The organism is Rhodococcus sp. 27YEA6 (genome assembly GCF_044908235.1).
In the GTDB taxonomy this organism is placed as follows: Bacteria; Actinomycetota; Actinomycetes; order Mycobacteriales; family Mycobacteriaceae; genus Rhodococcus_F; species Rhodococcus_F qingshengii.
Genome location: NZ_JBIYCY010000010.1, coordinates 1 through 21,002, shown reverse-complemented (window position 1 = coordinate 21,002; position 21,002 = coordinate 1). Strand labels below are relative to the sequence as shown.

The following is a 21,002-nucleotide window of genomic DNA, read 5'->3' as shown; positions in this document are numbered from 1 at the left end:
CCCATCACTGATTCAGAACAGGAAACCGTAGATCTCATGACCGTTCGCGTCGGATACTTCCCACACAACAATTCGCTGTTCGTACTGCGCCACACCGAAATCCTCGAACGCCGTCTCCCCGATGTCGAGTGGGTGGACCTGCGTGAGCTTCCCGCCAAGCCTGCAGTGAACCCGGAAAACGCCTTGCCGACCCTGCACTCGGACTGGCTGTTCGAGGAGGGCGGATACGACGTGATCGGAACCGGATTCACGCCGCCCGTCACCGGATTGGCTCAGGGCCGCGATCTCGTCTACATCGGAATCTCCGGCCCACGTGTGGAGAACGGGCGCCTGGTAGTCAAGGCAGAGTCCGAGATCAACACGGTTGAGGACCTGCGCGGCAAGCGCGTCGGCATCGCGCACGGATCGTGGCAGACCACACTTTTGTTGTTCGCCTTGGATCAGGCGGGGCTGACCTGGTCCGACATCGTCCCCGTCGACACCGACGTACGCGGTGGTGGAGCGGACCTCGTCGACGGCACCATCGATGCCTGGGTTGGCGCGTACCCGGGGCTGACGGACATCGAAGCGAACCACGAACTGCGCACGCTGATCGCCACCGACGGACTCTTCAGCCACCCCTCACTGTGGTTCACCCGGCGCGATTTCGCGGATACCAACCCGGAGGCCCTCCAGGCGATCATCGAGGCCCTGCAGGAATCCGACGCCTGGATCGAAGCCAACCCCCGCGAAGCCGCCCAGGTCTTCGTCGACGACGTCGAGAAGCGTGGCGGGTCCGCGAGCCTCGATGCCTGGGAAGCTGCACTGCGCGGACGTCCTTTCGGTGTCAACCCTGTCACCGACGAGTTCCTGGACGAGCAGCAGCGCGCGGCCGATCTCCTGCTGAGCAACGGACTACTGCCGAAAGCGGTCACCGTCCGCGAAGCAGTCGTGCCGTGGATCAGCGAGTTCGTCGGTTCGGATCGTTCGTCGATCTGAGGACCCACTCCTGACAGATCCGCTTCACACGTGACAGATACCGAACGGTCTGCCATTGTGAAGGAATGCGGCGGCGCGTGGGTGAGAGTTGGTCCACGCGACCAGTCTCAGGGGTAACCCCTGGGTCGGCCAGAAGAATTGGATACTGCGTCCACCGGCGTTCGGCACGCTCCGCGTGCTTGCCGCCGCACCGGACAAAGGATTTGGTCACCCCGCCCCGTCGCATCCCGGAGTCGGATCATGCGTGACTTCGAGCTCGATCCCGAGTTGGCGCGTCGTCTGGCCGTTGCGGCCGCTGACGCTCCGTGGACCCTCAGCGGCCTCGAGGAGGCATTCGGAACCGTCTTCGGCGTTTCCCCGACGCTCCTGGCCGTGCGCGTTCTCGACCTCATGCCCGCCCCACCGTTCGAACCGCAGACTCTGTACCGATTGCTTCGCGAACTACCTCGCCTGCGGCCTGTTCCCCTCTCACTGGACACCAATGAAACCTCGGTGTGGCGGTTCGACGTTCCCCGCTACAACACCAGTGTGGACCTGGCTCGTTCACTGGATCTGACGATCTCCGAACTCGAGTGGTTCGCCGACCGAGGGGAATGGCTCCGCACGAAACCCCGACCGCTACGCCACTACCGGCCGATGCAGATCAGCAAGAAGGCCGGCGCTCGCCTCCTCGAGGTACCGAAACCCCGATTGCGCGAAATTCAGCGGAAGATCCTGCGCCGCATCCTCGACCTGGTGCCCCCGCACGACGCGGCACACGGATTTGTCCGTGGTCGAAGCCCTCTGACTTTTGCAGCGCCGCACGCGCAGTCGGAAATCGTGATCGGCGCGGACCTCGCGCAGTTCTTCCCTTCGATCAGCGGCAGCCGCGTTCATGCCGTCTTCGCCGCCCTCGGCTATCCACCCGCAGTGGCAGGCGTTCTCACCGGATTGTGCACTGTTGCAACGCCTGCCGATACCCTGCGCGGCCTACCGTATGCACAGGCATCACAGCTACGCACCGCGCATCTTCCGCAAGGCGCACCCACTTCTCCTGCACTGGCGAATCTCGTCGCACGCAAACTCGACATCCGCTTGAGTGGACTCGCACAAGCGAACTGGCTCACCTACACCCGATACGCCGACGATCTCGCGTTCTCCGGAATCGAAGTAGCCGACGTCGGCACCCTCCTCTGGACGGTCGAGCAGATCGCCAGAGACGAAGGGTTTGCCATCCATCCACGAAAGACCAAGGTGATGCGCCCTCATCGACGCCAACACCTCACCGGGCTGGTGATCAACGACCAACCCTCGTATCCGCGCGACGACTACGATCGCTTGCGCGCCCTGCTGCACAATGCCGCCAGTACTTCTGCGCAGGAACAGAATCGGGATGGCGTGGAGAACTTCCGCGCCCACATCTACGGCCGGATCGCGCACATCGGCGAAACCAGCACTACACGCCGACGCACATTGCTGCGCCTGGCTGAACGTGTGGATTGGGACGGTTAGTGCCCGCGAGCAGTCAGACCCGCGGGGTGTAGGCCATGCATTCGACCTCCATGTGCGCACCCAGTGCCAGTCCGTCTGTTCCGAACGCACTGCGGGCCGGCAGTCTCGACGCCGGGAAATACTCGAGGTAGACCTTGTTGAACTCCTGCCAACGAGACATGTCGTCAAGCATGACAGTGCATTTGAAGATTGCTTCGACGCCGGAACCGTAAGCGATCAGCGAAGCCACGATGTTCTCCATGGTCTGACGAGCCTGCGCTTCGAAGCCGTCGGCCAAAGTCCCGTCCGGGAGCATGCCGATCTGACCCGACAGATACAGAACGTCTCCGACGCGCACTCCGGTGGAGAACGGCGTATCGAAAGCGGGTGGTATGAACTCGACGGTCTGAGATGAATCCATTAGATCTCCTCGGAGTTGAATATGCGTGACGAGTTGGCGTTTCAGCGCACTGGGCGCGCACGAACATCGGCCAGGAAGTGCGCCACCAACTCGTTCCACGCGTGTGGGTCCTCGAAATAGGGGGAGTGGCCGCGGTCGGCAAGCTCGACCACTTCGGCGTGGGGCAGGAACTCGGCGGCGCTGCGAATCCGCTCGGGTGTCATCAAATCGTCCAGCTCACCCGCGATCAGCAGAACCGGTGCAGCCACCGCCGCGAGTTCGGCCACCGAATAGTTGTGGGCCTTGAGAATTCGGAAGAACTCGGTGTCAGGTGGGCGATGACCGAAGGTGCCGAGAGCTTGGTACAGGTATGCCCTCGCCATGTCCAGGCTCGGCAACCGTCCGCCCACAGCGGGATGTTCCCCCAGGGGCCGCGCCGTGACGGGCGCCGCGGTGAGGGGCGGTGCGCTGTCCGGACCGAAGCCGACGGGAATGCCGCCGGTCGTGCAGGCCAGGACTACCGACTCCACCCGGTCCGGAACAGCGATCGCGGCCCCCAATGCGGCCCAACCGCCCATCGACTGGCCGACCACGTGCGCTCGATCAACCGCCAACAGGTCCATGATTTCGATCAGATCAGAGACTGCCGCTACCGGGCCGTGGTTGCCGTTCTCGTTGGTAGAGCGGCCGAATCCTCGCTGATCCCAGCTGATCACCCGATAGTGCTGAGCGAAGTAGGGCACCTGCTGGTACCAGACGGCCGCATTTCCGCCGAGACCGTGCGTGAGAATCAGATCCGGGCCCTCGCCGGCAGTCTCGTACCAGACCCGTTCGCCGTCTGCGACGGTGATGAAGCCCTCGGTCCGTGAAATCATCCTTATTCTCCTGTGTCGGACGGGCGCTTGCCCGAAGTGTGGTCAGTGAGGAGTTGCTGCACTTCATCGGTGGCCCGCAGCAGGTGTTCTTCGACCATTCGCGTCGTTTTCGCATCGAAGTCGGTATCGAAACCGATCACCGTCAACGCACAGAGCGGAGACCCCTTGCGGGAAGACACTGCACGCGAGACCGAACCGATGATGTCCTGAGATCGTTTGTGGACAACGGCGAATCCGGTTTTCTGCGTCTCGGCGATGTCGGCGAGAAAGCCGGTGGGTCCTTCCAGCGGATAGCCACTCTTCTCCACCATCGCCAGGTAGGGCGCCCGGGTGTTGTCCTCGAGTGCCGCCACCAACGCGAGCGGACCCGCGAACCGGTGCGGCGGAAGCAGATCCCCGAGCATCCGAGTGATCATCTTGAGTCGCTCGGGACGCAGCGCCGCGATGATCCGCGTCCCGCCGCTCTCGAGAACCTGCAGATTCACCATCATGTCCGTGCTCTCGGACAGCACCCGCATGGTCGGATCGCACAAGGCCGCCAACGAATGCGCTGCCGCTTCGTGGGAAACCTGCAGTGCAGCCGGGCCGGGGAGATAGCGACCGTCGTAGCGGAAGACCCAACCACGGTTCGCGAGTTCTCCGAGCACTCGGTGCGCAGTCGGGCGGAGCATCCCGACTTCTTCTGCCAGTTCGCTGAGCTTCATCGGCGTGGTCGAGCGCGCGATGGCCTCGAGTAGATCCAACGCTTTGTCGACGGCGGACGCAGAACCCTTCGTCATCCGATCCCCTCCCGGTGCCGTGGATGTACCCGGCGATCCGAAATCTCGTGTTCTTGGAAAACCCTTGGCATTCGTCTTGGAAATTACTATAGTCACAACAATCGTTCCGGCGTACGGAATTCTTTGAGCTTCTTCACCTTCCCACCGGATTACCGGCAAGGAAGTCATATCTTTCCCAGCGAGAGGTTTTCGGACATGACGGTTGGACTTACCCTTCGGTCGACACCACGGTTCAGAGTTGTTGCCCTAGCCGCGGTCGCGACCGCGGCATTGGCACTGACAGGCTGTTCGAGCGACGCCACGGCCTCCGACGACGGGGGCACCCAGACCACCACGATTCGAATCGCACCTCAGCCGATCGCGGACTTCGCACCGATTTGGCTCGGCATGGAGCAGGGGTACTTCACCGATGAGGGACTCGACATCGAACTCGTGGAGGGCGGCGCTAGTTCCTCGGCTCAAATTCCGTTGTTGCTCAGCGGAAATGCAGATATGGCAGCCACGACTGCCGCTGCCGCAATTCAGGCACGGAGCCAGAACATGCCCGTCACCATTGTCGGCGGGCTCACGAATTTTGCCGCAAATGACAGCGTCGACCAGTCCGGTCTCGTGGTCGCCAAGGACAGTTCCATCAGCGGCTTCCGTGACCTCGAAGGCAAGACCGTCGCGATCAGCGGTTTGAAGTCCGTCAGCGAAGCAGTCATCTCTGCCGCGGTGGAGAAATCCGGCGGAGCAGCGAACAAGGTCTCGTTCATTCAGGCGCCCATGCCCAACCTCGGCGACCTGGTTTCCACCGGCGGGGCCGACGCGGCGTTCCTCATCGATCCGTTCCTGAGTAAAGCAACCGACTCGGGGCTGAAGATCCTCGGCCACCCCTTCCCCTTGGCCGCGCCCGGTGTGCCAGGGACCTCGCTGGTCGCTTCGGAATCGTTTGTCAATGCGAACCCTGACTCACTCGCGAAATTCCGTACCGCGCTTGCCAAATCAGTTGACTACGCCAATCAGAATCCGGGCGCGGTCAAGGCTGCACTCTCGACACAAGCCAAGATTCCGCTCGAAATGCTGGCCAACAGCAAGAATCCTCAGTTCGTCGCAGTAGTGGAACCGGGTGCTCTCGGCACGGAGATCGAACTGCTGGTCAAGTACGGGGTACTGACGGATTCGGTCGAGGCCGAATCCCTGCTGACCCCGGCCAACTGAGTTGTCCGCCTTGACAACCCTGCAGACTCGCCGCATGCAGGTTCTGCTCGGTCGGCTGCTGACGCTCTTCGCGTTGGCAGCCGCCTGGCAGATCTTCGGAATGCTCGGCGACGAGGACGTCCAAGGTATTCCGAAGTTCAGCGACGTGGCAGTGGCCTTTGTGAACGAACTCGGCACGTCCTCGTTGTGGACATCACTGGGACAAACGGTGACCACCACGGCGATCGGATTGGCGCTGTGCCTGGTGATCGGAATCCCGGCAGGGCTGCTGCTCGCCGCGCACCCGTTCCTGACGGTCTCCTCCCGCTTCGTCATCGACTTCTGCCGAACCGTTCCGCCGCTCGCAATCATTCCGCTCTTTCTGCTGATCATGGGCCCGACGCAACGGATGGCGGTGGCACTGATCGTGGCAGTAAGTGTGTGGCCGATTCTGCTCCAGACGATTCACGGTGTGCGCAACGTCGACCCGGAACTGCTGGCCACCGCACGATCCTTCCGACTTCCACTGTGGCGCAGGCTCGCTCTCGTCGTCGCACCGGCATCGATGCCCTACATCTTCACCGGGATTCGCATCTCGGCAACACTGAGCTTGCTGCTGACCATCGGTGCAGAATTGATCGCCGGCGTGCCGGGACTCGGTAAGGAGATCCTGCTGAGCCAATCCGTCCCCGATCGAATGTTCGCACTGATCATCGTCGCCGGACTACTCGGAATGCTGCTCGCCTTCGCCGTGATGGCGATCGAGAATCGTTTACTTGCCTGGCATTACATCCCGAGGAGGATGACGACGTGAAGATGATGTCAGGACTTCGACTCCTCGCGTGGGAGTTGTGGCTGCCGATCTTGATCGTCGTCGTATGGTACTTCGGTTCGGAGTCGAGCAAGTCGCCTTACTTCCCGCCGCTGTCGCGTATCTGGAAAGCGTTTGTGGACAACTGGTTCGGTCCGGGATTCGCCCACGACGTCGTACCGAGCTTGACCAACCTTGCCTTCGGTCTCGCCGTGGCACTGGTGGTCGGCGTCGGCGCCGGTCTCCTGCTGGCACTGTTCCCGCTGGCTGCCGACATTGCCGATCCGTTTCTCCAGTTCTTCCGCGCTATTCCGGCGCTGGCCGTATTACCCGCTCTTTTCATCGTTTTCGGAACCGGTTCGACGGGTAACGTTGCCGCCATCGCCTTCGGCGCGGTCTGGCCGATACTCCTCAACACCCTCGACGGCATTCGCTCCATCGACCCGAGTATCCGATTGGTGGCGCGCAGCTACCGGATCCGTACACCCCTCCTGGTGACGCAGGTACTCCTCCCCGGAGCGATGCCGCAGATAACAGTCGGTATCCGCACCAGTCTCGCGATCGGTGTCGTCATCATGGTCGGAAGCGAAATGTACGTCTCCACTGCAGGAATCGGTCACTTCGTGATCGTCGCGCAACAGACCTTCGCGATCGCCGACATGTGGTCCGGAATTCTCCTGCTGGGAATCATCGGATACGTGCTCAACCTCGGATACGGCGTGATCGAACGATGGTTGCTCAGATGGCAGCCGCGGACCCACGACGCTCTCGCAGTGAAAGGAAACTGATGTCATCCACAGAATCTGCGGCATCGATACCCGCAGTCGAACTGAGCGGCCTCGGGGTGACCTACGGCGGTCCCACCGGCCGCGAAGTGCTCCGCGGCATCGATCTGTCCGTTGCACCCGGAGAAATCGTCTGCATCGTCGGCCATTCCGGCATCGGCAAGAGCACGCTGATTCGTTGCATCGCCGGTCTGCAGAAGCCGACCACCGGTGAGGTCCGCATCGCCGGGATCGCGATCGATGCACCGCCGGCCACGCTGGCTCTCGTGTCACAGGACTACGGACGCACACTGATGCCGTGGCTTCGAGTGGGCGAGAACGTTCGCCTGCCGCTACGGGGCAACGGTCTGGCGCGGAAGGTTCAGAACGAGAGGGTTAGCGATGCACTTGCCGTTGTCGGTCTAGGCGGTGCTGCGCGTTCCTACCCCTGGCAGTTGTCCGGCGGAATGCAGCAGAGAGTGGCGATAGCTCGCGCTCTCGCCTATCGGCCGCAGGTACTCCTCATGGACGAACCCTTCGCGTCGGTCGATGCGCAGACCCGCGCGGAACTCGAAGACCTGCTGCTGACGCTTCAGCGTGATCTTGGCATCACCGTCCTCCTCGTCACCCACGACGTCGACGAATCGGTGTACCTGTCCGATCGAGTGGTCGTCCTCGGCGGAACTCCGGCATTGACGCAGGACATCGTCGACGTCCCGTTGACCGGAGCTCGAGATCAACTGACCACCAAGGCAGACCCACTGTTCATCGAGTGCCGTACCAGGGTCCTGTCCGCGATCCAGCAGTCGAAGGTGGTGGCGCCCGTGTCGTAAGCGCCTCGCCTAGGCTGGCTCCGTGATCCTTCTCCTCATCGGCCTCGCGCTGCTCGGATTCTGCGGCTACCGGTTCAGGCAGGATCGACGGAGGCTGAGCAACGGCGTCTACCTACTTCTCGGACTGATCTTCACCGGTCTGTGGATGTTGCAGTCGGGTGCGCCGGGAACCGAGGTCCCGTCGTTCGTCATCGCGACGATCGCTCTGCTCTCGCCGTTGCTGGTGCTCATGCTTGCAGGATTCCTGATCGTCAACGGAGTCACGATGCTGCGGCGCGAGGGATTCAGCGTCGCGAATCTGCTCTCACTCGTCGCCGGACTCGGCCTGCTCGTTCCCTACGTGTTGCTCGCATCAGCGCTGCTGACGCAGAGATATTGGCTCGCAGTCGTTCTCGGTTCGTTCAGCCTGGTCGCGTCGTACCTGGGGTTTCTGTTCACGAGCTTTCTGCTCTACTCCTACGTCTACGGACGCCAGAAGTATCAGCCCGGAATGGACGCGATAGTGGTTCACGGCGCCGGGCTTTCGGGCGCCGACGTGACGCCCCTGCTTGCCAGCCGTCTGGACAAGGCGGCCGACGTCTTTCGCGCCGAGGTCCGCGAAGGACGTTCACCACTGTTGGTCGTGAGCGGCGGGAAGGGTTCGGACGAGGTGGTCAGCGAGGCGGAGGCAATGTGCGTCTACCTCGTCGATCACGGGATACCGCGCGAGAGCGTGATTCTCGAGGACCGCTCGACCACCACGCTCGAGAACCTCGAGTACACCAGGGACCTTCTCCGTGCCAACACCACGAAGCCTCGAATGGTGCTGGTCACCAGCAACTTCCACATCCTCCGAACCGCGACGTTTGCCCGAAGCCTCGATCTGGATGCGGAAGTCATCGGTTCCCACACCGCCCGGTACTACCTGCCGAGCGCCATTCTGCGCGAGTTCGCCGCCGTCACGGTGGAGCACAAGTGGCTCAACGGAACGGTCTGCCTGATCCTGGCCGCCCTGCCCCCACTGGTGGTCTGGGCGGTCGGAGGCATTTCGTAGCCGGATTCAGCGAATCAGGCTCTCGACGCCCATCGGTCGGCGACCCAGAAGCAGTTCGACGGCCGCGCTGCCGGCAAGAAAATCATGGTGGTTGTAGAACTCGAACATCGCCGCCAGACGCGAGCTGGCGTTGACGTCAAGGCTGCTGCCGATCTGTTCGCGCCATTGATCCACGCTGATCTGATCTATCGCGACGGTCCGTGACGTCTGCTTTTCCACCATCTGTGCCACCTCCACGACGCTCAGAGCTTGCGGGCCGCCCACCTCGTACGTCGCTCCGTGATGTTCACCCGAGCCCTCGCTCAGTACGACCGCGGCAACAGCCGCCACGTCCGCCAGACTCACGAACGAGAACTTCGTTTCCGCGCTGTACGGCAGGACGATGGTGTCAGACCGACCAGTGAGTACCGCCTCGAAATTCTGCGCGTACGCACACGGTTGCAGCACAGTCCATTTCAAGGGTGAACGATGCAGTTCGTCCTCACACCTGGCTTTGTCCAGGTGATGCGGCATGGACGGGCTGAACGGCCACGCGACGGAGTGATAGACAAAGTGCTCCACTCCCGCCGAAGCCGCTGCCGTCAGCGCATTGCGAAGCAGTGCGGGCTCGTCGGGATGGACGTTCGGGCCAATGAAGTACACGCCTCGGCACCCGGCGAGCGCCTTGCGCAGTCCGCTTCCGGTTTCCAGTTCTACCTCGAAGTCCCCGTCGACACGCGCCTTTCGCACCAGTCGCCGAACTGTCACGCTCGGCGGCAGTGCGGCGACGACGGCCTCACCGGTCTTACCCGCGGCGCCGATCACCGCGATGTCGGCGCCGCGAGCAATTCCGTTCTCCATGAGAGTTTTCCGTCCTAGACGTAGTCGTAGACCGCTGAGGTGGCGCCACCCGAAAGCTGCGCGTAGCCCGGACCCCGATCGAAGAAGGGCTCGTTCTCACCGCGTTCCGAGCGCAACTGATCCCGCAACTCCGTGGTAGCAGCCTCGTCGACGGTCGGCTCGTCACCCTCGATCACGACGACAACGCCGTAGTCGTCGCGTGCACCCTCTACGGAAACCTTGCGCCACTGAATGTCTCGCAAGACCTCTTCGGTCGGGCGCTCCAGGGGATCTCCCCAACCACCACCACCGGTGGTGCGAATCCGTACGACCTCGCCGGCCTTGATCGGCTCGGCATCGGTCAGCGCGTCGAACTCACGCTCGTTCGGTCCACCCGGATCCAGGACGACGGAGAACGGCCGACCGGCCTTGCCACCCTTGACTCCCCAGCAGGCGAGAATCGAACGGTCCGCGATGGACATGAAGTGAGCATCCTTGAGCATGCGGATGTGCTTCTCGTATCCCAGACCGCCGCGGTAGCGTCCGGCTCCGCCCGAATCCATGGCCAGACCGAGCTTTTCGACGATGAAGGGGAAACGGCTCTCGGTGAATTCGGTCGGCAGGTTCCGTGAATCGGGAACGACGTGAATCGTGTCCTCGCCGTCGGCGTAGTAGCGTCCGCCGGAACCTCCGCCGAGCACCTCACGCATGAGGTACGAGTGACCCTCGAAGTCCTCACCGTAAACACCGGTGTACCTGATGGTCTCCTGATCGGCGGGCATGTTGCCGTCCACAGCCTTGGCCACGACGCCGGCCAGCACTCCGAGCAGACGGAGGATGACGAACGTGCGCGCGTTGGTGGGAGCGGGGAAGATCGGGGTGATCAGTGTTCCCTTCTCGGGGAACTTCATCTCGATCAGCGGTACGACGCCCTCGTTGACATCCAGTTCGGCCATGCGCTCCGGGGTGTCCGCGAGGTTACGCAGAATCGGGGCCAACCACTTGATGAGGAAGTTTCCGTCCGCGTAGTCACCACAGTGGTTGATCGGGCCCTTTGCCTGCGGTCCGGTTCCGTTGAAGTCCAGGATGAGTCGCTCGCCGCCCTCGTCCTCCGGTCGCGTCTTCGTGAGCGTGATGCGCTGGATGTGGAGCATCGGTTCGTCGACGCCGTCGTGCTCGGCGTAGTCCTCCCACGTGTACTCACCGACCGGGATCTTGCTGAGGATCTCGCGACGGTACGTCTCGGTGGTCGCGTCCATCATCGCGTCGAAGCACGACTCGACGGTGTCGACGCCGTAGCGCTCGAACAGTTCGGTGAGTCGACGCGCACCCATCAGGCACGCCGAGCACTCGGCGTCGAGGTCAGCTGCGAGGGCGTCCGGCATGCGGGAGTTACGCGTCATGATGCGCAGCGCCGCCTCGTTGGGAACTCCCTGGTCCCACAGTTTGATCGGCGGAACCATCAGTCCCTCTTCGTACACCGTGGTGGCGCCGGACGGCATGGAGCCGGGGCAGCAACCGCCGATGTCGTCGTGGTGACCGAATGCCTGAACGAACGCAACAACTTTCGGCTCGGCATCGGGGGTGACGCGGGCGAAGACAGGCACCGTGACGCAGAGGTCGGGGAGATGGCCGATGCCACCTTCGGACAGGTAGACGTCGTTGTGGAAGTACACGTCTCCCGGCTTCATCGTCTCGAGTGGGAAGTCCCGGGCGATCGGATGAACCAGGGCGGAATACGAACGGCCCGTGAGCTTGCGGAGGTTCCGGTCGTGAATACCGGCGCGGAAGTCGTGAGCGTCACGGATCATCGGTGAGCGCGAGGTGCGCGAAATGGAGGTCTCCACCTCCATTTCCACGCTGGCGAGGTAACCGGCGACGATCTCGACCAGAATCGGGTCAGGTGACGCGCCGTCGGTAGCGGTGAGTCGGTACGGCTTGGCCGCGGTGGCAGCAGCAGCATCGAGAATGGCGGTCATCACTTCACTCCGTTCGAGTCGGAAGACTTCGAGATACGAATGTTCCCGAAGGTGTCGATACGTGCCGAGAATCCGGGGTGGATCGGGACAGTCGAGCTGAACTCCTCGATCACGGCCGGTCCTTCGATGACGTCACCCGCACCGAGCAGTGTGCGATCGTAGGTGGCCGTTTCGACCCAGCTGTCGAAATACGATTGACGCGAACCGGTTCGAGCGGTGTCGGCGCCGGTGCCGGCCGGGATCTCCTTGAGCGTCGGACGCTTGATCGGGCCGATGCCACTCACGCGCAGGTTGACCCACTCGACGTGCTGCGACGGGTCTCCCCGGAAGTCGTAGCCGTACAGTTCGCGGTGCGCCTGGTGGAACGCCTCGGCCGCGTCGTCCATGATCTGCGCCGTGACGGTACCTTCCGCCACCGGGACGCGCACCTCGAATGCCTGACCGAGGTAGCGCAGATCCGCAGTACGAGAGTACTTGCGCTGCGTCTCGTCGAAACCCTCTTCGGCGAGCGCGATCTCGGCTTCGCCGGCCAGCGCGTCGAACTGGCTCTGCAGGTCTTCAGCCTTCAACCGGTCGTGACGACTGACATGCGTCTGGACGTAGTCGTTGCGGACATCGACCGTCAGCAGACCGAACGCGGAGACGTTACCCGGATTGAGCGGGACGAGAACGTCTTTCAGACCCAGGATGTCGACGAGACGGCAGGCGAGCAGGGAGCCGGAGCCGCCGAACGTCACGAGGGTGAAGTCGCGAACGTCGAGGCCACGCTTGACGGTGATCTGACGCAAGGCGTTGGCCTGGTTCCATGCCGAGACCTCGAGGACGCCGACCGCGCACTCCTCGAAGCCCAGACTGAGCTGTGTTGCAAGCTCTTCGAGGCCCTTGCGTGCCAATTCCGTGTCGAGAGGAATCTCGCCACCGAGTAGGTGGGGTGGGATGCGACCGAGCAGGACGTGCGCGTCGGTGATGGTCGGTTCGCTGCCGCCCTTGCCGTAGCACAACGGTCCGGGATCGGCGCCGGCCGACTGAGGGCCGACTCGGAGGGTGTGTTCCGGCGTCATCCACGCGATCGACCCACCACCGGCGCCGACGGTCACGACGTCGATCATCGGGATCTTCGACGGGTAGTTGCCCACTCGCCCTTCGGTGGTCAGCGCGGGCTCGCCGCGAACCACGACGGTGACATCCGTCGACGTTCCGCCGCCGTCACAGGTCAACACCTGCTCGACGCCGGCGGCGTCGGCGATCAGCGCAGCACCGAGGGCTCCGGCGGCCGGTCCCGACAGGACTGTCGTAATAGGCTGGTGAACAACCTCTTTGGCCGACAGGACACCGCCGTTGGACTTCATGACGTAGAACGGGATGTCGCGGGGTTCACCGTCGGTGGTCGAGAACTCACGCAGACGATTCGCGATGTTGTTCACGTAGTTGCGGATGTTCGGCTTGACCGCGGCGTCCACGAGTGTGGTGATGGACCGCTCGTATTCGCGGTACTCACGCAGCACCTGGCTCGAGATGCTCACCGTCGCATCGGGGAAAACTTCGAAGAGGATGTCGCGTACGCGCTCCTCGTGCGTCGGATCGGCGTACGAGTGCATGAGGCAGACGCCGATGGTCCGGATCCCGCGGTCCTTGAAGAACTGCGCTGCGCTGCGGACACTCTCTTCGTCGAGCGGACGAATCTCGCTGCCGTCGAAGGAAAGGCGTCCACCGACGGTGCGTACACGATCGGCGGGGACGATGCGTTCGGGCTTGACCCAGAAGTACGAGTTGCCGTAACCGTCCGGCACCGACTGACGAGCGATCTCGAGAACGTGCTCGTAGCCCTCAGTGGTGATGAAGCCGAGGTTCTCGACCTTGCCTTCGAGCAGCTTGTTCGTCGCTACGGTCGTGCCGTGGCTGACCGCACCGATGGAGTCGCCACTCTCACCGAGCTTGGCGAGTACCTTCTCGATACCGGCGAGAAAGCCCTCGGCGGGGTCCGCCGGGGTGGACGGGGTCTTGGTGGTGACGATGGCGCCGGTTTCGTCGTCCACTGCCACGATGTCGGTGAACGTTCCGCCGGTATCGATACCGACCCGAATCTTCCTGGGTTCCACGCTTCCTCCTGAGATCTTTGGCTCGTCTCGTCTGGTACCGATCGACGGTTGCGGCCTAGCCGGTAAGTGGCTCGTACCTGACGTGTAGAGCTATTCCACAGGTTCGGAAGAGCGGATTCTTTGTCACAATTCGCCGAATCGGGGGACCAAGGTTCGGCGCACGATCACGAGCGGATCTTCGCCGGCGCCCCAATGGGTTACGCGGACGTGAAAAACGCCCCGAACCTGGTCGGTTCGGGGCGTTTCCCTCATCGTGAATCAGCTGTTGACACCTACGCGAACTACTCGCGACAACCAGAACGCGCCAGGAATCCGCCTATAGCAACACCTGACAAAGCAATGGCTGCGCCGACGACGGCGCTGACCATCACCGTGCGAGCATCTGTGCCGCCCGCTGTCGGTGCAGCGGCCGGAAGAACCGCCGGTGCCGCGACAGCTCCGGAAACTACCGGCGCGCCTTCGACCGCCACTGCCGGTACCGCCGCCGCCACGGCGGCAGTGACCTTCTCGGGAATGCCGTTGGCAATGACGCCGTCGATGCTCTTGAAGAACACCCCGGCCATCTTCTTGGCTACACCGGTGATCATGCGCTGCCCGACGCCGCCGACCATCCCGCCGACCACGGCGTCGGCGTCATACGAAAGCAGCGTGCCACCCTCGTTCTCCGTCAAGGTGACCGTGACGTCCGCCTTCACCGTGCCGGGAGCACCCGCCCCCGAAGCCGTCATGACAAACGAATTGGGCCGATTCTGTTGCGACAGAACAACCTCGCCGTCGTAGACGCCCTTGATCGACGCAACTCCCGCCATGATGGAGAGCTTGTAGTGATTGTCCGTGAGCTGCTCGAGCGACTGCACACCGGGAATGGTCGCGGCCAGTACACGACCGTCCTGGAGCTTGTCGTAGACCTCTTCGCGAGGTGCCGTCAGCTGCGCGGTGCCGGCGATTCTCATGCATTCTCCTCTGATGACGAACCCGCGTGTGCGAGTCGAAGTTCGAACAGTTCGGACGGTGAAATGGGCATGGACGTGATCGAGATTCCTTCGGCGTCCTCGATGGCAGCCGCGATGACGGCGCTGGTGGGGATCACACCCGCCTCACCGGCACCCTTCATTCCGAGTGGGTTGAGTCCCGACGGCGTGACGGTGTGATCCATCTCGAGCGAATCCGGCATCTCGGTGACGAACGGCATCAAGAAGTCCATGTACGACGCGTTGAGCATCTGCCCGTGCTCGTCGTAGACGATCCGCTCGTAGAGTGCGCCGCCGATACCTTGCGCGACGGCGCCCATGACCTGACCTTCGACGATGCGGGGGTTGATCACGTTTCCGCAGTCGTGGATGACAACGTAACGACGGACCGTGATCTCGGCTGTCACGGGATCGGTTTCGACGATCGCCGCGTGCACTCCCGAAGCGAAGGTGGAACTGGGCGGCGAGTAGTAGCCGGTTGCTTCCAGACCGGGCTGCTCACCCTCGGGAATCGGCGGCTTCGACATGTCCGTGTCGGTCTTGGCGAAACCGGTGGCCAGCTTCGACTCACGGTCGAACGCATATCGTAGCGGGTTCGACAGCACGGCAACAACACTCAGCGGTACGGACGTACCCTCCACTCCGGCTTCGGTGCCGATCTTGCACACGTGGCCTTCCCGGAGTTCCAGTTCGGTTTCCGGCAGATCCAGGATTCCGGACGCGATCTTCTTCGCCTTCTCCGCGACCATCTGCGCTGCGACGTGGAAGGCCGAACCTGACATGACCGCACCACGCGAGGCGAAAGTGCCGACGGCATAACCGAACCGGCGGGTATCACCCGTGACGATCTCGACGTCGGAGACCTTGACTCCGAGGTCGTCCGCAACGATCTGGGCGAACGCGGTCTGGTGGCCCTGACCCTGCGTCGTCAGGCCTGTTGCGGCCTTGACCTTTCCGGACGTCTCGACCACGACGTGCGCACCCTCGTAGGGTCCGGGTCCGGTTCCCTCGACGTACGCGCCGATACCGATGCCGACCGACCGACCTTCGGCACGAGCCTTCCTCTGGTACTCGGGAAATCCGTCCCAGTCGATGAGCTTCTTGAGCTTGTCGATGCCCGCCTGGTAGTCGCCCGTGTCGTAGATCAACGGGCGTCCGTCCTGGAACATCAGGCCGAAGTCGTACGGCATGTCCTCGGGGCGAATGAAGTTCGCCTCCCGCACCGCGATCTTGTCCTTGTTCAGGTACTTGGCGATGGCGTCCATGGATCGCTCCATCGCGAACACGGCCTGCGGACGTCCGGCGCCGCGGTACGGGGTCACGATCACGGTGTTGGTGTACAGCGAATAGGCGTTGACCCGGAACGACTTCGGCTTGTACGGCCCGAGAACCTGCGTCGCGGTGTTGATCATGACGATGATCCCGTACGGCAGGTAAGCACCGTTGTCGTGCCAGAACGTGAAGTCGAACGCCAACAGACGACCATCGTCATCGAATCCGATGTCGACCTTCTGGATCTGCCCGCGCTCGTGTGCGCTCGAGATGAAGTGCTCACGGCGATCCTCGACCCACTTCACCTCGCAGGAGATACCGGCCTGGCCGAGGCGTCGAGCGGCCCACGTGATCATGACTTCTTCGGGCCACGGGTGAACGATCTTGACGCCGAATCCGCCGCCGACGTCAGGAGCGATGCAGTGAACCTTGTTCAGCGCCATCCCCAATCGCGCGGCGATTGCGGCGCGGGCGGACGTGGACGTCTGGGTGGAGGTCCAGAACGTGAGGGTGTTCTCGTCACCGTCCCAACGTGCGTAGACGCCCTTGCCCTCCATCGGCATGGAAGCCGAACGCTCGATTTCGAGATCCAGCGTCAGTCGGTGCGGCGCGGCGGCCAGTTCGTCATCCAGATCTCCGAACCCGTGCTGCAGGTGAGCGGCGACGTTGTCCGGAACGTCTGCGTGGACGGCGTTCGCGGCGGTGCGAGCGACGTCGATCCCCACTACAGGCTTCAGCGCCTCGTAGGTGACGTCGATCTTCGCGCAAGCGTCCTCGGCGATGTACCGGTTGTCGGCGACCACCATGGCGATGGCTTCGCCGACATGCTTCACCTCGTCCTTCGCGAGGGGATACCCGTTGCGCGGAGCGATGATTCCCGGATGCGGAATGAGCAGTGGCAGGTTCTCCGCCATTTCCGGCGTGTCGGCCAGGAGATCTTCGTAGGTGTAGATGGCATGCACACCAGGCACTTCCAGCGCCTGGTCGATGTCGATGTCGATGATTCGCGCATGAGCGTGCGGCGACCTGACGAATGCCGCGATCAGCGCGTTGTGGCCCAGATCGTCGAGGTATCGCCCCTGACCGCTGAGCAGACGCGTATCTTCCTCGCGCGGAATCGGTTTACCGAAGAACTTGCCGTCGTCGGCAACCGAATGATCGGCCGTCGAATGATCGGAAGCGGGGTGCTTCGCCCCGTTGCGCTTTGCTGGTTTGACCGGAGTACTCATGCCTTACCCGCCCGTCCTCCGACAGGATTCGTTGTTCCCCGCACCTTGCGATCCAACGCCTCCCGAGTGGACGCGTCGTCGATTCCGAGCGGGAACTGCCCGGCCCGTTCACGCTTGATCTCGGCTGCGCGCAAAACCGACGCCCTGATGTTCTGGTACCCCGTACAACGGCAGAGGTTTCCCGCTATCGCGTCGGTAGCTTCCTCCCGCGTGGGGTTGGGGTTCTCCTCGAGAAATGCCGCGATGGTCGTCACGAATCCCGGAGTGCAGAATCCGCACTGCAGACCGTGACAATCCTTGAACGCCTGCTGAACCGGATGCAAAGTGCCGTCCGGCTCGACGAGGCCTTCGACGGTGGTGATCGATCGACCTTCGAGGCTGGCCGCGAGGACGAGGCAGGATCGAACAGGCTTTCCGTCGAGCAGCACGGTGCACGCACCACACACGCCGTGTTCACAACCCACGTGCGTGCCCGTCTTACGGAGGTGGTGACGAATGGCATCCGAAGCCAGAGTGCGGGAGGGAAGAACGACGGTGTTCGTCACCTCGTTGAGCGTGAACGTGACAGCTACATGGTGCTCACCGGTATCTGCTGCCAGCTCGGCAAGTTGATCATCGATGGAGCGATCGTTTTTGGACATTGTCACCACTTTCCTGCCAGTACTGCGTTCTCACTGAGAGCATCCGTTGCCGCCGCGAAGCCGACCCGCGCCGTGAGCGCGGACACCAACTGCGAGCGGTACGCCGCCGTCCCGTGAATGTCTGCCTCGGTATCTATCTGCGCGCGGGCGCATTCCCCGAGGGTGCGCCACCGCGGGTCTCGCTGATCCGTCGCGGACGCCCCCGCCAGCACGTTCGTGTAGTCCACGACCTGCCCCAGCTCTCCGGCGGACACGTACGTCATGTGCGCTTCGGCCACCAGACCGTCGACCACGCGAATCCGTGCGACGACGCCGACCAGTGCATAGTCACCGTGACGACGCGCGATCTCGTCGATGGCGGTTCCCACGCCGGGTTCGGCGGCGGGCACCGACACCGACACCGCGATCTCGTCTGATTCCAGGCTCGACTCGAGAGGGCCGGCGAAGAGATCCGTCGACGCGATCTCGCGGGTGCCACGCACCGACTGGACGGTCACGCTGCCCCCGAGCAGCGTCAGGACTGCCGGCATCTCCGCCGACGGATCGGCATGGACGATGGAGCCGACGCTCGTCCCGCGGTTACGGATCGTGGGGTGCGCTACCAACTGCAGAGCACGGTTCAGCAGAGGCTGGACTCGACGAGCACCTTCGTCGGCCGCCAGCACCGAGTGCGTGGCCAGGGCCTGGAACCGCACTCCTTCGTCTTCGGACGAGGTCACCGAGGCGAGGTTCGGGATCGATCCGATGTCGACGATGTGGGCGGGCGCGGCGAGGCGCATGGACAGCAGCGGCACAAGCGATTGCCCACCGGCGAGCACCTTCCCCTCGTGAGAGACCTCGGAGAGGATTCGGCACGCGTCCTCGACCGAGGACGGTCGGTGATAAGTCAGCGGCGACGGTTTCATTACTCAATCCTGCCTCTATGAGTCACTTCACGTTTTGTGCAGATGTGACAACGGTCACGGGTCATACCTGGCATACATTCAACTTGGCATCACGTGAGCTGCGCCACGGGCTCTTCAAGTTCGTCATCTGACGCATTCGCCCCCGGCGTTGCGCCCGGCCGCCTCCCGGACTTCGGCCTGTTCAGTTCAGGGTTCCAGGACCCCACGAGCCGGCAGAGGTGGTACATCGCGATCAAGACGATGGTGCCGAGCGCGATACCTCCGAGCGAGAACGTGTCACTGAACTTCAGCGCCGTGTCGCCGATACCGATGATCAGACCGGCGGCAATCGGCATCAGATTCAGCGGGTTCCCGAAGTCGACGCCGTTCTCTTTCCAGATCTTGGCGCCGAGCAGACCGATCATGCCGAACAGAACCACAAGAATTCCGCCCAGGACGCCGCCGGGCGTCGCCGCCATGACTGCTCCGAACTTAGGCGAGAAGCCGAGCAGGATCGCGATGAAACCCGCAATCACGTACGCGGCGGTCGAGTACACCCGCGTGGCAGCCATGACACCGATGTTCTCGGCATGAGTCGTCGTAGGGGAGCCGCCTACTGCGCTGGCGATGGCGGTGGCAAAACCGTCACCGGCAATGGCGCGTCCGATGTACGGGTCGAGATCGTCGCCCGTGATTTCGGCGACCGCCTTGACGTGTCCGGCGTTTTCCGCGACCAGTGCGATGACACCGGGAAGCACCAGAACGATGAACGTGAGGCTGAACGAGGGAGCGTGGATACCGACGATCCCGTTGGCTTCGTCCGAGAACGGCGGCAACCCGAACCAGGACGCCGAGTGCACCGAATCCCAGTTGACACGAAAGTGCTCGGTGGGTGCGCCGCTACCACTGGCGGACGTGATCGGACCGGAGAGCCGGTCGAGGACCCACGAGAAGATGTAGCCGAAAACCAGCGCGACGAGAATGGCGATACGTCCCAGGAAGCCGCGTAGCGCAACGCTCATCACGATCAGTACAACCATCACGATCAGTGCCACCCACTGATCCTGCGGCCAGTACAACCCCGCGACCACAGGCGCCAGGTTGAAGCCGATCAACATCACCACAGCGCCGGTCACCACCGGCGGTAGCGCTTTACTGATGACGCCACCGCCGAGAAAGTGGATGGCGATGCCGACGAATCCCAGAACCAACCCCGACACCAGAATCGCACCGGTCACTTCGGCCGTCGTTCCACCTTGGGCACGAATGGCGGCAACGCCACCGACAAAAGCTGCGGATGTTCCGAGGTAGCTGGGGACGTGCCCCTTGACCACCAGCAGGAAGAAGAGCGTACAAAAGCCCGACATCATCACGGCAAGTTGAGGATTGAGGCCCATGATGATCGGGAAGACGAACGTCGCGCCGAACATCGACACGACATGCTGGCCGCCCAACCCGATGGTTCTCGCCCAACTGAGTCGCTCGCCGGGAGCGACCACTTCACCGGCTCCGATGTTCTTTCCGTCTCCGTGCAACGTCCAGATCGGCATGACGAGACCTTTCGCAAAGGAGGAAGGTGTTCGAAATGCTTTGTGCCCCAGCTCACAAACACCGTGTCTGGAGTGAAACGCTAATGCAGGACCGAGATTTGGACGTGATGACAATCTGCCAGAACCCACTCACCGAGATTGGCAACAATGGTGGCAGATGATGCGGGCAGGGGTCATCGTCAGTGCTGGAGGCAGTTTCGACCGAGATGAGGACCACGCCACAAAGGGCCCAAACATTTTCTTCGGCTTAATGATTCCGTAACACGATGTCTGTCAACGGAAAACGAGGTACCTAGCCGAGGGCTGCGAGGATCCCCGCGGCCATCTCCGCGACCTGATCATCGGTCATGACGAACGTCGGCGAAATCTGCATCGCACCCTGACCCGCCGCGCGACCCGAAATACCGTGCTCACGAAGCGTCTTCACGAACGGCAA

18 protein-coding genes and 1 pseudogene are annotated in these 21,002 nt (G+C 62.8%); 7 read left to right on the top strand and 12 right to left on the bottom strand.

Annotation, left to right across the window (positions count from 1 at the left end; genetic code table 11):
- Positions 1 to 36 precede the first annotated feature (36 nt).
- Together ABH939_RS22815 and ABH939_RS22810 are read left to right on the top strand one after the other, a co-directional pair.
- On the top strand, positions 37 to 978 hold the full coding sequence (locus tag ABH939_RS22815; RefSeq protein ID WP_404650182.1) for an ABC transporter substrate-binding protein: 942 nt from the start codon (positions 37 to 39) through the stop codon (positions 976 to 978).
- Positions 979 to 1,218: 240 nt separating this feature from the next.
- Positions 1,219 to 2,469 carry a reverse transcriptase family protein gene (locus ABH939_RS22810; protein ID WP_080726578.1) on the top strand — a complete coding sequence of 417 codons (1,251 nt, stop codon included), beginning with the start codon at positions 1,219 to 1,221 and terminating at the stop codon, positions 2,467 to 2,469.
- Between the two features lie 13 nt (positions 2,470 to 2,482).
- On the opposite strand, the gene ABH939_RS22805 is transcribed toward ABH939_RS22810, so the two are convergent.
- Genes ABH939_RS22805 through ABH939_RS22795 form a run of 3 tightly spaced genes read right to left on the bottom strand, consistent with a single transcriptional unit; the run spans position 2,483 to position 4,502 of the window.
- Positions 2,483 to 2,869: a RidA family protein gene (locus ABH939_RS22805; protein WP_003946047.1), complete on the bottom strand. Its 387-nt coding sequence runs from the start codon at positions 2,867 to 2,869 to the stop codon at positions 2,483 to 2,485.
- A 41-nt stretch (positions 2,870 to 2,910) separates the two neighbouring features.
- Positions 2,911 to 3,723 carry an alpha/beta fold hydrolase gene (locus ABH939_RS22800; RefSeq protein ID WP_209448163.1) on the bottom strand — a complete coding sequence of 271 codons (813 nt, stop codon included), beginning with the start codon at positions 3,721 to 3,723 and terminating at the stop codon, positions 2,911 to 2,913.
- Between the two features lie 2 nt (positions 3,724 to 3,725).
- A complete protein-coding gene (locus tag ABH939_RS22795) occupies positions 3,726 to 4,502 on the bottom strand; it encodes an IclR family transcriptional regulator (protein ID WP_007735498.1) in 777 nt (258 codons plus the stop codon).
- Positions 4,503 to 4,697: 195 nt separating this feature from the next.
- Here ABH939_RS22795 and ABH939_RS22790 point away from each other — a divergent pair, with 195 nt between their 5' ends.
- From ABH939_RS22790 to ABH939_RS22770, 5 genes are read left to right on the top strand one after another with little or no spacing between them, the layout of a single operon-like run.
- Positions 4,698 to 5,702, top strand: a complete 1,005-nt coding sequence (locus tag ABH939_RS22790) for an ABC transporter substrate-binding protein (RefSeq protein ID WP_404650181.1) — start codon at positions 4,698 to 4,700, stop codon at positions 5,700 to 5,702.
- Between the two features lie 34 nt (positions 5,703 to 5,736).
- Positions 5,737 to 6,495, top strand: coding sequence for an ABC transporter permease (locus tag ABH939_RS22785; RefSeq protein WP_404650180.1), 759 nt, complete (start codon positions 5,737 to 5,739; stop codon positions 6,493 to 6,495).
- Between the two features lie 2 nt (positions 6,496 to 6,497).
- Complete coding sequence (locus ABH939_RS22780) at positions 6,498 to 7,280, top strand: ABC transporter permease (RefSeq protein WP_218959922.1); 783 nt, start codon at positions 6,498 to 6,500, stop codon at positions 7,278 to 7,280.
- Positions 7,280 to 8,089 carry an ABC transporter ATP-binding protein gene (locus ABH939_RS22775; protein WP_054831935.1) on the top strand — a complete coding sequence of 270 codons (810 nt, stop codon included), beginning with the start codon at positions 7,280 to 7,282 and terminating at the stop codon, positions 8,087 to 8,089. Before ABH939_RS22780 ends, ABH939_RS22775 begins: the two co-directional genes overlap by 1 nt.
- A gap of 22 nt (positions 8,090 to 8,111) precedes the next feature.
- Positions 8,112 to 9,122, top strand: coding sequence for a YdcF family protein (locus ABH939_RS22770; RefSeq protein WP_047271863.1), 1,011 nt, complete (start codon positions 8,112 to 8,114; stop codon positions 9,120 to 9,122).
- A gap of 6 nt (positions 9,123 to 9,128) precedes the next feature.
- On the opposite strand, the gene ABH939_RS22765 is transcribed toward ABH939_RS22770, so the two are convergent.
- The 9 genes and pseudogenes from ABH939_RS22765 to ABH939_RS22725 all read right to left on the bottom strand — a co-directional run.
- Positions 9,129 to 9,962, bottom strand: a complete 834-nt coding sequence (locus tag ABH939_RS22765; protein ID WP_404650179.1) for an NmrA family NAD(P)-binding protein — start codon at positions 9,960 to 9,962, stop codon at positions 9,129 to 9,131.
- 14 nt (positions 9,963 to 9,976) lie between these two features.
- Positions 9,977 to 11,920 carry a hydantoinase B/oxoprolinase family protein gene (locus tag ABH939_RS22760; protein WP_007735492.1) on the bottom strand — a complete coding sequence of 648 codons (1,944 nt, stop codon included), beginning with the start codon at positions 11,918 to 11,920 and terminating at the stop codon, positions 9,977 to 9,979.
- Positions 11,920 to 14,019, bottom strand: coding sequence for a hydantoinase/oxoprolinase family protein (locus ABH939_RS22755; RefSeq protein ID WP_003946077.1), 2,100 nt, complete (start codon positions 14,017 to 14,019; stop codon positions 11,920 to 11,922). The genes ABH939_RS22760 and ABH939_RS22755 overlap by 1 nt, the downstream gene beginning before the upstream one ends.
- A 281-nt stretch (positions 14,020 to 14,300) precedes the next feature.
- The gene (locus ABH939_RS22750; RefSeq protein ID WP_007735490.1) at positions 14,301 to 14,972 is read right to left on the bottom strand and encodes a carbon monoxide dehydrogenase subunit G; all 672 of its coding nucleotides are present in this window, start codon (positions 14,970 to 14,972) and stop codon (positions 14,301 to 14,303) included.
- A complete protein-coding gene (cutA, locus tag ABH939_RS22745; protein ID WP_058039341.1) occupies positions 14,969 to 17,491 on the bottom strand; it encodes an aerobic carbon-monoxide dehydrogenase large subunit in 2,523 nt (840 codons plus the stop codon). Before cutA ends, ABH939_RS22750 begins: the two co-directional genes overlap by 4 nt.
- Positions 17,488 to 18,132 carry a (2Fe-2S)-binding protein gene (locus ABH939_RS22740; RefSeq protein ID WP_003946048.1) on the bottom strand — a complete coding sequence of 215 codons (645 nt, stop codon included), beginning with the start codon at positions 18,130 to 18,132 and terminating at the stop codon, positions 17,488 to 17,490. Before ABH939_RS22740 ends, cutA begins: the two co-directional genes overlap by 4 nt.
- A 2-nt stretch (positions 18,133 to 18,134) precedes the next feature.
- Positions 18,135 to 19,037, bottom strand: coding sequence for a xanthine dehydrogenase family protein subunit M (locus tag ABH939_RS22735; RefSeq protein WP_047271858.1), 903 nt, complete (start codon positions 19,035 to 19,037; stop codon positions 18,135 to 18,137).
- Between the two features lie 89 nt (positions 19,038 to 19,126).
- Positions 19,127 to 20,566: a uracil-xanthine permease family protein gene (locus ABH939_RS22730; RefSeq protein ID WP_404650178.1), complete on the bottom strand. Its 1,440-nt coding sequence runs from the start codon at positions 20,564 to 20,566 to the stop codon at positions 19,127 to 19,129.
- Positions 20,567 to 20,858: 292 nt separating this feature from the next.
- Positions 20,859 to 21,002 (bottom strand): annotated as a pseudogene (locus tag ABH939_RS22725) (aspartate aminotransferase family protein); the annotation flags it as partial.